At 37.7% G+C, this 15,614-nt stretch carries 15 protein-coding genes and 1 riboswitch; of the genes, 10 read left to right on the plus strand and 5 right to left on the minus strand.

The window, feature by feature from the left end; all coding sequences use genetic code 11:
* Positions 1–146 precede the first annotated feature (146 nt).
* From R4Z10_RS20460 to R4Z10_RS20480, 5 genes are read left to right on the plus strand one after another with little or no spacing between them, the layout of a single operon-like run.
* Positions 147–1,223: an FAD:protein FMN transferase gene (locus R4Z10_RS20460; RefSeq protein ID WP_338471114.1), complete on the plus strand. Its 1,077-nt coding sequence runs from the start codon at positions 147–149 to the stop codon at positions 1,221–1,223.
* Between the two features lie 24 nt (positions 1,224–1,247).
* Positions 1,248–2,186 (plus strand): 1,4-dihydroxy-2-naphthoate polyprenyltransferase, encoded by a 939-nt coding sequence (menA, locus tag R4Z10_RS20465; protein ID WP_338471115.1) that lies wholly within the window; start codon positions 1,248–1,250, stop codon positions 2,184–2,186.
* Positions 2,187–2,198: 12 nt separating this feature from the next.
* Positions 2,199–3,011, plus strand: a complete 813-nt coding sequence (locus tag R4Z10_RS20470; protein ID WP_338471116.1) for an energy-coupling factor transporter ATPase — start codon at positions 2,199–2,201, stop codon at positions 3,009–3,011.
* Positions 3,002–3,859, plus strand: coding sequence for an energy-coupling factor transporter ATPase (locus R4Z10_RS20475; protein WP_338471117.1), 858 nt, complete (start codon positions 3,002–3,004; stop codon positions 3,857–3,859). Before R4Z10_RS20470 ends, R4Z10_RS20475 begins: the two co-directional genes overlap by 10 nt.
* A complete protein-coding gene (locus tag R4Z10_RS20480; RefSeq protein ID WP_338471118.1) occupies positions 3,856–4,668 on the plus strand; it encodes an energy-coupling factor transporter transmembrane component T in 813 nt (270 codons plus the stop codon). Before R4Z10_RS20475 ends, R4Z10_RS20480 begins: the two co-directional genes overlap by 4 nt.
* Before the next feature lie 201 nt (positions 4,669–4,869).
* Here R4Z10_RS20480 and R4Z10_RS20485 read toward each other — a convergent pair whose 3' ends face one another.
* A complete protein-coding gene (locus tag R4Z10_RS20485) occupies positions 4,870–5,574 on the minus strand; it encodes a Crp/Fnr family transcriptional regulator (protein WP_338471119.1) in 705 nt (234 codons plus the stop codon).
* 220 nt (positions 5,575–5,794) lie between these two features.
* Positions 5,795–6,700 carry a LysR family transcriptional regulator gene (locus R4Z10_RS20490; protein WP_338471120.1) on the minus strand — a complete coding sequence of 302 codons (906 nt, stop codon included), beginning with the start codon at positions 6,698–6,700 and terminating at the stop codon, positions 5,795–5,797.
* A gap of 255 nt (positions 6,701–6,955) precedes the next feature.
* Between R4Z10_RS20490 and gdhA the strand changes: the two genes are divergently transcribed.
* On the plus strand, positions 6,956–8,335 hold the full coding sequence (gene gdhA, locus R4Z10_RS20495; protein WP_338471121.1) for an NADP-specific glutamate dehydrogenase: 1,380 nt from the start codon (positions 6,956–6,958) through the stop codon (positions 8,333–8,335).
* Positions 8,336–8,412: 77 nt separating this feature from the next.
* Here gdhA and R4Z10_RS20500 read toward each other — a convergent pair whose 3' ends face one another.
* The 3 genes from R4Z10_RS20500 to R4Z10_RS20510 form a co-directional block, all read right to left on the minus strand.
* The gene (locus R4Z10_RS20500; RefSeq protein WP_338471122.1) at positions 8,413–9,027 is read right to left on the minus strand and encodes a hypothetical protein; all 615 of its coding nucleotides are present in this window, start codon (positions 9,025–9,027) and stop codon (positions 8,413–8,415) included.
* 12 nt (positions 9,028–9,039) lie between these two features.
* Positions 9,040–10,254 (minus strand): ParM/StbA family protein, encoded by a 1,215-nt coding sequence (locus R4Z10_RS20505; RefSeq protein WP_338471123.1) that lies wholly within the window; start codon positions 10,252–10,254, stop codon positions 9,040–9,042.
* Positions 10,255–10,677: 423 nt separating this feature from the next.
* Positions 10,678–11,850 (minus strand): pyridoxal phosphate-dependent aminotransferase, encoded by a 1,173-nt coding sequence (locus tag R4Z10_RS20510; RefSeq protein ID WP_338471124.1) that lies wholly within the window; start codon positions 11,848–11,850, stop codon positions 10,678–10,680.
* Positions 11,851–11,940: 90 nt separating this feature from the next.
* On the opposite strand from R4Z10_RS20510, the gene R4Z10_RS20515 reads away from it, so the two are divergent.
* The 4 genes from R4Z10_RS20515 (at position 11,941) to R4Z10_RS20530 (ending at position 15,613) form a co-directional block, all read left to right on the plus strand.
* Complete coding sequence (locus tag R4Z10_RS20515) at positions 11,941–12,717, plus strand: carbon-nitrogen family hydrolase (RefSeq protein ID WP_338471125.1); 777 nt, start codon at positions 11,941–11,943, stop codon at positions 12,715–12,717.
* A gap of 106 nt (positions 12,718–12,823) precedes the next feature.
* Positions 12,824–12,926: riboswitch (SAM riboswitch) on the plus strand.
* A 109-nt stretch (positions 12,927–13,035) separates the two neighbouring features.
* The gene (locus R4Z10_RS20520) at positions 13,036–14,049 is read left to right on the plus strand and encodes a methionine ABC transporter ATP-binding protein (protein WP_338471126.1); all 1,014 of its coding nucleotides are present in this window, start codon (positions 13,036–13,038) and stop codon (positions 14,047–14,049) included.
* On the plus strand, positions 14,039–14,710 hold the full coding sequence (locus R4Z10_RS20525; protein ID WP_338471127.1) for a methionine ABC transporter permease: 672 nt from the start codon (positions 14,039–14,041) through the stop codon (positions 14,708–14,710). Before R4Z10_RS20520 ends, R4Z10_RS20525 begins: the two co-directional genes overlap by 11 nt.
* 72 nt (positions 14,711–14,782) lie before the next feature.
* The gene (locus R4Z10_RS20530; RefSeq protein WP_338471128.1) at positions 14,783–15,613 is read left to right on the plus strand and encodes a MetQ/NlpA family ABC transporter substrate-binding protein; all 831 of its coding nucleotides are present in this window, start codon (positions 14,783–14,785) and stop codon (positions 15,611–15,613) included.
* The last annotated feature ends 1 nt before the right edge of the window (position 15,614 follow it).

Here is a 15,614-nt window from a genome sequence, read left to right on the forward strand (position 1 = left end):
TTAGCCCTTGGATCAATCAATCTCTGCATGACTTAACCATCAGCGGGAAATAAAGCCCCCCCCATTTATAGAAGTTTCACTTTGTTAAATGGTAGAATGATAGAACAATGCCGAGTTTTAGAGAATTTGAAAGGTTTGGGATAATTATGAAGAAAACCATTCTATTTTCCATATTAGCTGTATTATTGACAGTAATGGTTGGCTGTAATGGTTCAAAAGAAGAAGCAAACGATAAAAATGATAAGAAGATGGCTTCATCCCCCTACGAAAGAACTGAGTTTCTAATGGGTACGGTTGTAAACATCAAAATTTATGATGAAGGCAAACAAGATGTATTAGATCCTGTTTTTGAGCGGATTAATTGGTTAGCTGATCATACCACTATTAATGAAACAGAGGATGAGAACTCAGAAATTGCCTTAATTAACGAAAAAGCAGGGGTAGAGCCTGTAACAGTATCTGATGATATTTACGAACTGATAAAGGCCGGTCTTGACTATAGCATGAAAGCTGAAGGCTCCTACGATATTACGATTGGTCCTTTAACAAACATGTGGAAAATCGGTTATCCGGATGCCCGTAAACCTGAACAGTCAGAAATCGATGCAGTACTTCCGTTAATAAATTATAAAGAGATTGAACTAGACGAGGCAAATAAAACGGTCTTTCTCAAAAAGTCTGGTATGCAACTAGATTTAGGATCAATTGCAAAAGGGTTTATTGCAGATGAAACAGTTGAAGTATTAAAAGAACATGGTGTAACATCAGCTATTGTCGATTTAGGTGGCAATATTATTGTCGTTGGTAATAGCCCTTCTGGGAATAAGTGGAATGTTGGCATCCAGGAACCCGATGCAGACGCTGCCCGTGGAGCTGTTGTTGGGAAAATACAAGAATCTGACCGATCGATTGTAACATCCGGAATTTATGAACGGGTTCTTAATATTGATGGAGAAAGCTATCATCACTTATTGGATCCGAAAACAGGTTATCCATTTAATAACGACATCGCTGGCGTCACGATTGTTTCCGATCAATCAATTGATGGAGATGGTCTGTCTACTTCCGTATTTTCAAAAGGAATAGAAGGAGGACTCCAGTTTATTGAACAATTTGAAGGAGCCGAAGCTATTTTTATCAGCCATGATAAAAAGGTTTATCTCACTTCAGGAATAAAAGACAATTTTGAACTCACAAATGAGGAATATGAAATAGTAAACTAAATGACATCAAAAGGGGGAATCATGATGTCTATACGAACATTTTTAGAATTTGTTGAAATAAGAACAAAGTTAGCCAGTTTATTTCCATTTTTAGTAGGCTTACTTTTCGTCATATATCGCTTTGATGCTTTTAAACCGATCAACACGGTGATTTTCTTTTTCGCGATGTTGATATTCGATTTAACTACTACCGCGATTAATAACTACATGGACTATAAAAAAGCAACAACAGATGAATATCGTAAGCGTGAAAATATTATTGGACAGGATAATATTCCAATCGGATTAGCAAAGTTTACCATTTTTGCTATGTTATTTACCGCCATGGGATTGGGAATCTGGCTAGTTTTTCTTACTGATCTATTAGTTCTTTTTATCGGGATCCTTTGCTTTATCATTGGAGTTTTTTATACGTATGGACCTGTACCCATCTCACGAATTCCACTTGGCGAAGTTTTCTCAGGAGTCACAATGGGTTTCGGGATTTTATTCCTAGTTGTTTATGTTAATGCGTATGATCATGGAATTGCAAATCTAATTGTGAACGGAAGCTTCATCAGTTTGCAAGCCGATTTAGTCTTATTGGGTGAAATCTTATTAGTATCGCTGCCATGTATTTTTACAATTGCTAATATCATGTTAGCCAACAATATCTGTGATTTAGAGGATGATATCAAAAATCGCCGTTTCACATTGCCTTATTATATTGGCAAAAAACGAGCTGTAACTCTGTACAACATTCTTTATGCCGCCACCTTTATCTCTATATTAACTGCTGTTATATTAAACATTTTACCGATTGTATTATTATTATCATTACTTATCATTGTACCTGTATCGAAACATATTAGTTTATTTAATAAAAAGCAGGTTAAGTCAGAAACTTTCTCTCTTGCAATTAAAAACTTAGTATTTATCAATGGATCAATTATTGCAATGATGGTCGTATCATTCATTGTATAAGGAGGAACATTCATGGGGGAACCAATAATTGAAGTAAAACACCTATCCTTTCGATATGATCAACGAGTGAAATCGAGAACTCTATCTGACGTTTCTTTGACGATTAATAAAGGTGAGTGGGTGGCAATTGTTGGGCAGAATGGTTCTGGAAAATCGACATTAGCCAGAATGTTAGTCGGTTTATTTACCCCGGAAAGCGGCAAAATTATCATCGGCGGACAAGAATTAAATGATGACTCTAAATGGGATGTAAGACGTCGAATTGGGATGGTCTTTCAAAATCCCGATAATCAATTTATTGGTACAAGCGTTCAAGATGATGTTGCCTTTAGCTTAGAAAACTTAAACTTGCCATATGAGGAAATGAAAACAAGAGTAAACCAAGCCATTGATATGGTTGGTTTATCATCTTATAAATTACACGATCCCTCCCATTTATCAGGTGGCCAAAAACAGCGGGTTGCCATTGCAGGTGTATTAGCGCTAAACCCGGATGTACTCGTATTAGATGAGGCGTTCGTCATGTTAGACCCTAGAAGTCGACGTGAATTGCTGCAAATATTGCAGGATTTAAATCAAAAACATAAGATAACGATTCTCTCGATCACACATGATATGAATGAGGCCGCCTCTGCTGATCGAATCTTAATCATGAAAAAAGGAAAACTAGTCAACAGTGGTACTCCTAAGGAAGTTTTTTCAGAAGTGCAGGATCTAGAACCTCCTTTTGTTGAAAAATTACGACGTACCCTTTTAGAACGAAATAGAAAGGTTCCGCAAGAATATATGTCGGAAGCAGAGATGGTGCGTTGGTTATGGAAGTAAATTTTGAAAGAGTGTCTGCTGATTACCAAGTTGGACCACTAAGGACACCATTCGTATTACGTGACGTTGACGTCAATCTCCCATCTGGCAGTTATACAGCTGTCGTCGGCTACACAGGTTCCGGAAAATCAAGTTTATTAAAAGCAATGAATGGTTTATTGATTCCTAAACAAGGACAAGTTCAAATTGGCTCAGATGTAATCAAACAGGATAATAATAAAGCTGCCCTGAAATCCATTCGCAAGAAGGTCGGAATGGTCTTTCAATTTCCTGAATCCCAATTATTTGCTGAAACGGTTGAAAAGGACATTTGCTTTGGCCCCTTAAATTTTGGTGTTGCAGAAGAAGAAGCAAATGAGATTGCAAAAAAGGTCATTCATCAAGTCGGTTTATCAGAAGAGTTTTTAAAGAAGTCGCCCTTTTCCCTTTCAGGCGGCCAGAAACGACGGGTTGCGATTGCAGGAATTTTGGCGATGCAACCTGATATTCTTGTTTTAGACGAACCAGGAGCAGGACTTGATCCCTCTGGAAAAAGAGAAATTATGGATTTAATCGAGTCTTGGCATAAAGAGCGGAGAATGACAACCGTCTTAGTCACTCATGATATGGAAGATGTGATTAATTATGCAGAAAAAGTAGTTGTTATGGAAAAGGGAACGGTTGTTTTTCACGATACCGTTCTCAACTTGTTTGCTGACCTCGCACAAGTTGAAAAGTGGCATCTTGATGTTCCTGATGCCAGACGGTTCCAACTGGAGATCGAAGCCAAAACAGGTGTGCGTTTGAATCAGGTGTGCTTAACTGTTGAGGATTTAGCGGATGCACTTATCGAGGTGGGACTTGTATGAATAAATTGATATTAGGCCGATACTTCCCAGGTGATTCTTGGATTCATCGCCTTGATCCAAGGTCAAAGTTAGTTGCCTGTATTTATTTTATCTTTGTTTTATTTTTGGCTAATAACTGGCAAACCTATGCCCTCCTTTGGTTATTTACGTTTACAGTTATGTACCTCTCAGGTGTCAGTTTTACTACTTACATTCGTGGCGTCAAACCGTTAATATGGTTAATTTTATTCACAGTATTTTTACAAGTATTATTTACTTCAGGTGGAGAGGTTTACTTTGAATGGGGACCGATTACGATTACCTACTTTGGGTTAACAAATGGCTTTTTTATTTTCTGCCGATTTGTTATGATCGTGTTTATTTCGACGGTCGTGACGCTGACGACAAAGCCGATTGATTTAACAGATGGCATTAATTCACTGCTCCGTCCTTTACGTGCTTTGAAAATCCCTGTAGATGAATTTTCCTTAATGCTCTCAATTTCGTTGCGCTTTATTCCAAACCTGCTTGATGAAACGCAAAAAATCATGGATGCGCAACGTGCCCGTGGCACGGAATTCGGTGAAGGGAACCTATTTCAACAAATGAAAAAGCTCGTACCGATCTTTTTACCCCTGTTTGTTAGTTCGTTAAACCGTTCAGAGGAGTTAGCGAATGCAATGGAGGTTAGAGGCTATCAATCAGGAGAAAAACGCTCTACATTCCGACAGCTAAACTGGCAACCCCGTGACACTTTTTGTTTATTATTGATGCTGGTCTTAACCATTGGATTAGTCTTTCTTCGCAATGGCGGGGGAATTTTACATTAATGACAGACGAACAGAAAAGGGTCCATCACGATTATTTATACAATAATCATGATGGACCCTTTTTCATTTTTATCGCGAGAAATTGTATGGTTTGAACAAAATGCCTCAACCTTAACCTTTCCTATCCAGATCGTTCATCATTCCGATTCCGTACTCCAATCATTACCCAGCCATGTCCGAAATCGACTCGGAACTGACTCCTTAAACCAACAGCAACCCATCTAAATCTAAAATCTCAATTCGCTTCTTTGGCTTTTGTTTAATCAATCTTTGTTCCTCTAAATCAGTTAAGCGCCGACTAATGGTTTCTGGTGTCGTTCCTAAATAAGATGCCAAATCTTTTTTACTCATTGGCAGCACAAATTCATGTGCTCCGTCATTTCTTTCTGAGCATTCCACTAAAAACAAGGCAAGTCGGGTTTCCACTTTTTCAGTTGCATTTACAGTCGTTTGCTTTTCAGCTTGCTGAAGTCGATTGGAAAACTCTGTGAGAATTTTTAATGAAATCGACGGATACTTCAAGAGAAACTCCTGTAAGTCCCCACGTTTAATCAAACATACATCTGTATCAATAATGGCCTCTGCATATGCCTCATGTACACCATTTTGAAATAACGCAAGTTCACCTGTAAAGTCCCCCGGTTGTAACATCCTAACAAGCTGTTCCTTACCAGACTCAGATAATCGATAAATTCTTATTTTTCCTTTATTCACAATGTATAAGGAGTCTGATTCATCCCCTGCGTGATAGATAATTTCCCCCTTTTTAAATGATGCCGAATGGACCGTCTTCATGATTTCATCCATTTGAACAGGCTCCAAATGATTAAAAATGGGCACCAATGATACACAAGCTTTATGAGAACGATTACAATTATGGTGAATACACCCATCAACCTTAGTCATAACAATCCACCTTTCATTGCATAAAAAGACTTATAACTATTATATAAGATCATTATAAGCTCCTTTATTTGTTTAAAATACTTTTGAAATTCATACAGCATATCCCCAGGTTTATGGTTCTAATTGAAGCACTATCTATGCTATTTTTATCACTCTCACTGTAACGTTAACGGTGATAATAAAACTTGATGAAGGTCAAGTTTGGGAAAGTTTAAACGATTTAATCTTGGAATTTATCCAATCTTGTAAAAAAGTCGATGAGAAAATGATAAAATAAATTTTGTGTTGGCAATAAGTGACGGTCCTTTGGAATTATAATTCCAACCGTTCGGGTTACGCTTGGCTCAACGATTGGGACTTTGACTGTGGAACGGGGAACCCCATCTATCAGGGTAATCTCTGGAATGATGGCAACACCAAGACCAGCTGAGACCAAGCCTCTAATCGCATCAATGTCCTCCCCTTCAAAAGTAACCGTCGGCTGAAATCCCTGTTGTTCACAAGCCTCAAAAAGAATTTCACGCAAAATATATCCTTTCGGGAATAAAATAAATCCATCTTCCCGTAACTGACTTAACTTTAATGTAGGCGATTTTGCCAATGGATGATCAATTGGAAGTAACGCGACAAGGTTTTCTGAAAATAAGATACTCCCCCTTACCTTTTTTTCCCTCATTGGAACAGGGCCAAGAAGGGCCATATCAATCTCGCCTTTGGCAACACGGTCAATTAAGTCATAATATGCACCTTGTTTTAACTGAAACTTAACGTCCGGATATCTTTCTCTAAAAGCAGATATAGCTGTCGGCATTGTGTAGGTAGCCAAACTAGTAGGGAAGCCAATCCGAATGGTTCCATGACCAGGATCGAGATATTCTTCAATCTCTCGCTGCGCATTTTCTAAAATGGCTATGGCTTCTTCCATATGTTTAAGAAATACTTTTCCGATTGGGGTTAGTTTGACATTGCGTCCTTCCCGAACAAATAAATCAACCCCTAATTCTGATTCTAAATTAAAGATTTGTCGGCTAACTGCTGATTGAGCCACATGTAGATAATTTGCTGCCTCTGTCACATGTTCTCTTTTAGCCACTTCAATAAAATATTGAATTTGTCTTAATTCCATTCCATGCACCACTCCAAGCATTTAACTTGCTTTTTCGATCAATCTCATTTTAGCATGATTTCAATCTAAATTATATATTGTTTGTATTACTTAAAAAGCAATATAATAGTTTTATGAAATAAATAAACCCTCAAAGTTTGTTAAATGTTTAACAATCTCCGAAAGTAAAAAATCTATAAATCACGAAGACCTCACTCCGAATCATATAGGTTTTTTAATTTCCCTACTTTAAGCAAAGCATTTAATTTGAAAGGAATGATCGTTTTGGTTACGAAATCAATTACAGAAACACAAGGCGCTAAATATGTAAAGGAAGTTTATGAAGCCGTTAAAAAGCGCAATCCTCATGAAGCTGAATTTCACCAAGCGGTAAAAGAAATTTTAGATTCGTTAATTCCTGTTTTCGATAAACATCCACACTATATAGACCAAGGGGTTCTTGAGCGTATTGTTGAACCTGAAAGACTCATTACCTTTAGAGTTCCTTGGGTGGACGACAATGGTAAAGTTCATGTTAACCGTGGTTTCCGCGTACAATTTAACAGTGCGATCGGACCTTATAAAGGTGGATTACGTTTCCATCCATCTGTAAATGCCAGCATCATCAAGTTTCTAGGGTTTGAACAAATTTTCAAAAACTCCTTAACAGGTCAACCAATCGGTGGCGGTAAAGGTGGTTCTGACTTTGATCCAAAGGGAAAATCAGACGCTGAAATCATGCGTTTTTGCCAAAGCTTTATGACAGAGCTACACAATTACATTGGACCTGATAAAGACGTTCCGGCCGGTGATATTGGTGTCGGCGCTAGAGAAGTAGGCTATATGTTCGGACAATATAAAAGACTGCAAAACGCCTTCCATGCAGGTGTTCTAACAGGTAAGAAGGTTGGCTTTGGCGGAAGTTTAGGACGGACAGAAGCTACTGGATTTGGGACCGTTTATTTTGTACAAGAGATGTTAAAAGATAAAGGTCTTGACTTCAAAGACAGCACAGTCATTGTTTCTGGTTCTGGTAACGTGGCTATTTACGCCATGGAAAAGGCGCAAGAATTTGGCGCTAAAGTAGTAGCCTGCAGTGACTCTAACGGTTATATTTATGATAAAAACGGCATAAATCTTGACACAGTTAAACGCCTTAAAGAGGTAGAAAGAACACGAATTAGTGAATACGTAAAAGAACACCCTAGCGCAGACTATTTTGAGGGTTGTGAAAATATTTGGTTAATTCCATGTGACATTGCTCTTCCATGTGCAACACAAAATGAAATTGATGAAACGTCTGCAAAAATCCTTGTCACAAATGGGGTTAAAGCCGTTGGAGAAGGAGCGAATATGCCTTCAACATTAGAAGCGATCGAAGTCTTCCTTTCAAACGACGTCCTATTTGCACCTGGTAAGGCAGCAAATGCTGGTGGAGTTGCAGTTTCTGCATTAGAAATGGCTCAAAACAGCGCTAGAATTTCTTGGACTTTTGAAGAAGTGGATACGAAATTACATGAAATAATGGTAAACATTTACCGTAACAGCATGAAGGCTTCTGAAGAATACGGCCATCCGGGTAATTTAGTCGTTGGCTCCAACATTGCTGGCTTCTTAAAAGTGGCAGACGCTATGATTGCTCAAGGGATTATTTAATTACTAACGAATAGATGAAAAAAGGTCTCCAGATTGACGTATGTCGTCTAGAGACCTTTTTGTTTTTATTTAGTACATTATTTATTCATGGCAGCTAAAAAGTCACCTAGCAAATCGTCATCATCCATTTCCTCTGCTGAATCTTCCACATTTTCCTCTGCCTGTTGTTGTTTGATCGCTTCCCAATCAAACCCGTCTAAATCGTCTTCCATGTCGCCTGCGTCAAATGGATCGTTTTGAGAATCACTTTCTAAAGGATCCATTGTCGCCGCCACCTCATGACTTCCACTATTCAATAATTCCGGCACTTCTTCTTCTTGAAGATAAAGAGCCTCATCAATATTTAACGAGTTGCTTGTAAGCGACGCCAGCAAGGATGTCGCCCGAATCGGATCAGAAATTAGATGATGGAGAATCGTTCCTAATAATGCTTCCGAATGCTCGTGTTTCAGCCAATCTCTTTGCGCCTTTGTTAATCCCTTAGGGAGAGGTATTGTAATCAATTCTCTCTCGCTAGAATGGGCATTATTCACACCCTCTAGGGCAAACTCTGCTATTTTACTCGAGAAGTTCCTACGTTCAGTTTCTTTAAGCCTTTGTAATTGTTTTAAAGTGTGGTCTGGAGTATCAGAGGGGATTCGGAAAGAAATCGTTTGTCCCCTCTTCACCTCGCTTGCAGAAGGCTTACTCATTTAGCATCACCATTATTTTGTATTTACAGGCTTTTTACCTTCATCCGTTTTTGGCTTTTGTTGTTGATGTTGATGTTTTTGTTGTTGTTTTTCTTGCTTTCTCACAAAGTCCATAATCAGCTTATAATAAGCATTTGCCATCATCCAAATGCTTTCCCTTTCATCCTCAAAGAAATCAATATTGTAGCCATCAAGACTATTATTTAATGTTTTTAGATAGTCTTTTAGTACATTTGAGCCACCGCCAATAAAATAGCAGATTTCCGTTTGTGAATTATTTTTCCATGTATTTCGTAATAAACGATATTGTTTCTTCGCTAAGTCTAATAGAATGCGATCGGTAATATCATGAACGCTTGTCCGACTTCCTTTTACCATGATATGGTTACGATCATGTTTTTTCGTTAAAATTTCTACCACATCTCTACGACTATCTAACTCAACACCGTGTTTTCTTCTAATTTCATCTCTTATTTCTTCTAATGCTTCAGAAACTCCTAAATTAAACCCTTGAGCTTTATCATCATCCACTTTACGGTTCTTAATTACTGCAATATCAGTAGATAAGCCTCCGATATCTTGAATAATCATTCTCTTATCGATTAGATCCTTATTAATAATATTCAAGTTATTATCCATTACAAGGTTAATGTAAGCAGCAAAGCCCTCTGGATAAACTTTTACCTCATCAAACTTAATATTTACCTTAATTCCTTGGTATTTTGGCGTGATTAAAAATTCCACTTGGTGAACGTTACCAAGTAGTCTTGAACGATAACCAGCATCTCTTCCTTCCTTTACTTCACGAAGAGGCAGACCTGTTCCAAGGGTATAGTTTGCATCAATAATATTTCCATTTCGGCGGAAGATACTAGCATTTTGTTCTCTAACTGCATCTAAAGCAATAGTTGTAAAAAGCATAACTAATGTTTGATCTTCTTCAGATTTATTGCTTCCTGGATCTAATTCAGTAGCATTATGGCTTTTTGTTGCTAAAGTACCTACACGATAAATAGCATTATTATCGTTTAGGGCAGGGGAGTGTACTTTAACATGAATGCCTTCAAGTGGATCCTGTTCGTCTAGCTCTTCAATTCCAATGACTGGGCGGTTCTCCACATCAATAGCCATAATATTAGGGATATTAAGTTCAAAATCAAATTTTCCAAATAAAGCTTTAACCGAATCATTTCCTACATCAACTGCTGCAATTCTAGAATTACTCATACATTACATCCTTTCTTTACTTTCATATCATTTTCATAGAGTTATAACTCTTGTTAGAGATGGATTATGTGATTTTAAGATTACACAAGATTGGTAGTTTTTTCAATACAGATGAACGAAAGAAAAATAAATGTAATAATGTAGACAATTTTGTAAACTTGTAAACATGTTTACGTTTTTTGTATACATGTTTACGTAATACGTATACATGTTGATATGCCGGGATGTGTACGTTTTTGTAAACATGTTTACATTTTTGTTTGCAATTGTATGCATATTTGTGTACATGTTTACACTTTTCGTATACTTGTAAACACTTTTGTAAACATGCGAAAAACACAAAAAGTAGCTCCGGAAAATATTAAAAAGATCCAGAACCACCCTCTGCTTAAATAATTAAAATAGTCAAAATTAGGCTTAACATTAGGCTTTATTAAATAAATTAAGTTTATCAATTCGCTCTACAGCCTCAATTAAGCGGTCCTCATCTAATAACAGACCCACACGAATATAACCTTCGCCAAACTGCCCAAAGCCATTTCCAGCTGCAACTGCTACATCTGCCTTATCTAATAAATAATCTGCAAATTCCTCACTCGTAAATCCAGAAGGAACAGGAAGCCAGACAAAAAAGGAGCCTGTTGATGGTTGAACATCCCACCCAATTCGACGGCATGCGTTTATAAAAGTATTGCGGCGGCTTTCATAGCGCTCTACTAACTCATCAACACATTTCTGATCACCAGTTAATGCAGCAACAGCGGCTTTTTGCACAGCAGGGAACAAGCTGCAATATAAATGGTCTTGAATTAGATTAATCGCCTCAATAATATCAGCATTTCCAACGGCAAAACCGACACGCCACCCTGCCATATTATACGTTTTCGATAAGGTGTACATTTCAATTCCGACATCTTTTGCCCCCTCAACCTCAAGAAAGCTAGTAGGCCTTTTTCCATCAAAACCAATGGCGCCATAAGCAAAGTCATGTAATACAGCAATATGATTTTCCTTTGCAAAAGCAACCGTTTCTTCAAAGAAGGCTTTATTTGCAGTTGCCCCAGTTGGATTGTTAGGGTAATTAAGATACATAAGCTTCGCTAAAGCTTTTTGGTCTTCAGTAAAATCAGCATAATTAGGTAAGTATTGATTCTCTGCTACTAACGGAAATGTCTCATAGCGAACATTGGCCAGAGCAATCGCTGACAAATAATCAGGGTAACCAGGATCTGGCAGCAACATTAGATCACCTTCATTTAGTAAACACATCGGCAATTCGACAAGTCCTGTTTTTGTCCCGAACAGAACCGCTACTTCCTTCTCAGGGTCAAGATCAACCGAATATTGTTTTTTGTAAAAATCAGCTGCTGCCTCTTTCACCTCTGGGATGCCACGAAACAAAGAGTATTTATGAGTTTGAGGATCTTCAGCTGCCACCTGTAAGGCCTTGACGATATGAGGTGGTGTCGGCTGGTCGGGATTGCCTTGTCCTAAGTTGATAATATCCCTTCCCTCTGCGACTGCCTTATTAACCTTATTCACAAGTGTAGAGAAAAATTGTACTGGGAGTTTCTTTAATCGATCTGAAATTTCCATGGTAGCCACCTTTATTCGCATAATGTTATAGTTGTAAATGTAATAAAATTTTATCAGGCTTTAATTAAACTTGTCTAGGGCGGTGTAATAATGAAAATTGCATGTGTTCAGATGGACATTGCGTTTGGTCAACCGGATATTAACTTTTCTAAAGTTGAAAATTACATTATAGAAGCAGCCAATCATCACTCAGATGTAATTGTATTTCCTGAAATGTGGAATACAGGCTATGCCTTGAATGAATTAGCTACACTGGCAGATGAAAATGGAACGATGACGAAGCAATTGTTATCAAAACTATCAAAAAAATTCGCTATTAATATTGTAGCTGGTTCGGTTGCAACAAACAGGGATGGAAAGTTTTACAACACAATGTATGTCTCAGATCGAAATGGAAATATTATTTCTCAATATGATAAGGCTCACCTCTTTAAGTTGATGGATGAGCATTTATTTTTGGAGTCTGGACAAGGCGACAATGTTTTCCAATTGGATGGTGTCACTTGCGGAGGCATTATATGTTATGATCTCCGTTTTCCAGAATGGACGCGCAAACATATATTAAACGATGCTAAAATCATGTTTGTTCCTGCTCAATGGCCAACAAAACGGATTGATCATTGGCAATTACTTTTACAAGCGCGGGCCATTGAAAATCAGTGTTTTATTGTTGGCGTCAACCGTGTTGGTCATGACCCTAACAACGATTTTAGCGGTCACTCAATGGTCATTGCTCCGTGGGGCGAACTCCTCGTTAGTGAACAAACAAATGAAGGAATTTACTATACTAATATAGATTTTGATGAAGTAGATAAAGTCCGTCATACCATTCCTGTATTCAAAGACCGGAGAACTGATTTATATTAACAATTGACTTTATATTATAATAATAACGGTCATTTATTATTGACAAAAGAATGATAGATTAGTACTATTCATATATCATTTAATTTCTACTTTTAAAGCTATAACCCACTTATCCAGAGTGACTGAGGGAAAGGCCCTGTGACGTCCAGCAACCCCCATTAGGGAAGGTGCTAAATCCTGCAGAATATATTTATTCTGAAAGATAAGTCGAAATTTAACTTGTATTTCGATGCTTCTTTCAAAGGAAAGAAGCTTTTTTAAAATAGGAAAACTTTTTATTCCTATCGAAATACACAGTTTTAAGAAAGAAGGTACCTTATGATTGAAATTAAGAACCTCACAAAAATATATAAAACAAAAAGCGGCTCAGTTAAAGGTGTTGATAACGTATCATTAACCATTAAAAAAGGCCAAATATATGGAATCGTCGGCTATTCAGGTGCCGGGAAAAGTTCCCTTTTACGATGTATTAACCTACTAGAACGACCTTCTTCTGGTGACATTTTAGTAGATGGTGTCAACTTAATGAAACTGGGCAGTGATGGGTTGCGAAAAGCACGCCTAAAAATCGGCATGATTTTTCAACATTTCTATTTAATTAGTCAAAAAACAGTTGCTGAGAATATCGCTTTTTCCCTAAAAGCGGCAAAAGTTCCCGCTAATAAGATTGATACCCGGGTTGATGAATTATTAGAAATGGTTGGCCTTTCTGATAAAAAGAATGTATATCCCGCACAACTGAGCGGTGGTCAAAAACAACGAGTTGGAATTGCCCGAGCGCTTGCTAATAACCCTAATGTTTTATTATGTGACGAGGCAACATCAGCACTTGACCCAACAACAACAAGGTCAATATTAAAATTACTGAAAAAAATTAATGAAGAGTTAAATATCACCATTGTGTTAATCACGCATGAAATGGATGTTGTAAAAGAAATCTGTCATCATATGGCGATTATGCAGGATGGAAAGGTTATTGAAGAAGGACCCGTGTATGATATTTTTGCCAATCCAAATGCAGAGCTAACAAGAGAATTTATCAGCTCTGTCGTTTCTTATGAAATTCCAAACGCGATTTTAGAAAAATGTAAAGGCACCCTTGTAAAGGTCACTTTTAAAGGTGATATTGCGGGTGAAGGAGTTATCTCCGAAACACTTAAACAATTTAATGTTCACGGAAACTTCCTACATGGTTCAATTGAATATATTCAGGAATCCCCTTTAGGTGTCTTTATCATGGAAGTCATTGGTTTAGAGGAAGATATTGAGCAAGCCATCCAATATATTCGCAAGCGGGAAGCCGAAGTGGAGGTGTTACGTCATGGGGTTTGATTTTCAGCATTTTATTGAACTATTGCCTGAGATTAATACCGCCTTTTTTCAAACCCTTTATATGATTGCCATCTCATTGGTAGTTGCACTTGTCATTGGTTTGCCAATCGGAATTCTATTATTTATTACTGATAAAGGGTTATTTTGGGAAAACCGTCTCGTTCAGACTGTATTAGGCTTTATCGTCAATTTGATTCGTTCAATTCCCTTTATCATCTTGCTAGTAGCTTTAATTCCTTTAACGAAAGCAATTGTAGGAACCCAAATTGGGCCAACAGCAGCAAGTGTTTCTCTATCTGTCGCGGCAATCCCCTTTTTCGCGAGGATTGTTGAGACTGCTTTAAGAGAAATTGATAAAGGCGTCATTGAAGCGGCAATCGCTGCAGGCGCCACACCATGGATGATTATTAAAGATGTGCTATTGTTAGAAGCAAAGTCGGGGATCATTTCAGGAATTACCCTTACATTAATTAGTTTAATCGGATTTTCAGCGATGGCTGGAACCGTCGGTGGTGGCGGTATTGGAGACTTAGCCATTCGATTTGGATATTACCGCTATGATAATACGATCATGATCACCACCGTCATCATCCTCGTTGTACTCGTTCAAGTGATTCAAATCCTTGGCGACTTTATTGCAAAGGCTGTTGATAAACGATAAAGAGCACTCTTATTGATAGTTAAAGCAACTCTATTTTTTAAAATTTATTAATAAAAGAAAGAAGGTTTACTTATGAAAAAATGGTTAATAGGATTAGTAGTATTATTAGCAGTATCACTATTAGCAGCGTGTGGCGCCGGCGACACCGAAGAAGGTACTGATACAGCAGAATCAAAGGATATTGAATTAGGTGCGACAGCAGGTCCATACAGTGATATGCTTAAAAACGCGATTATCCCTGGCCTTGAAGAAAAAGGTTACACAGTAAAATTAACAGAGTTCAGTGACTACATCCAACCGAATAACGCACTTGATACTGGTGACATTGATGCAAACCTTTTCCAACATACAATTTACCTTGAGGACTTCGCAGAACAAAACAATATGGATTTAACTCCTTTAATTATTGTACCTACAGCACCAATGGGCATTTACTCAGAAGTGTATAAGTCTCTTGATGAAATTAAAGATGGCGCTACAGTTGCCGTTCCAAATGATCCAACGAATGCAGCTCGTGCATTTAATACATTACAAGACGCTGGTTTGTTAACAGTAAGTCAAGATGCAGATCCTCTAACTGTTTCTGAAAGAGATGTCGTTGAAAACCCTAAAAATCTAAAATTCCAACCAATTGAAGCTGGTCAGCTGCCACGTGCAGTTGAGAGTGCAGACCTTTCTGCCGTACCAGGTAACTTTGCAATTGCAGCAAAAATGAATCTACTTGACGCATTACAACTTGAAAATATGGATGATCGTTACCGTAATGTTGTTGCAGTGAAAACTGAAAACAAAGATTCACAATTAGCAAAGGATATTAAAGAAGTCGTTGAATCTGATAAATTTGAAAAAGTAATTGATGATGAATTCCAAGGTTTTGGAAAGCCAGAATGGATGATTAAATAAA

This window comes from Niallia sp. XMNu-256 (assembly GCF_036670015.1).
Lineage (GTDB): Bacteria > Bacillota > Bacilli > Bacillales > Cytobacillaceae > Bacillus_BD.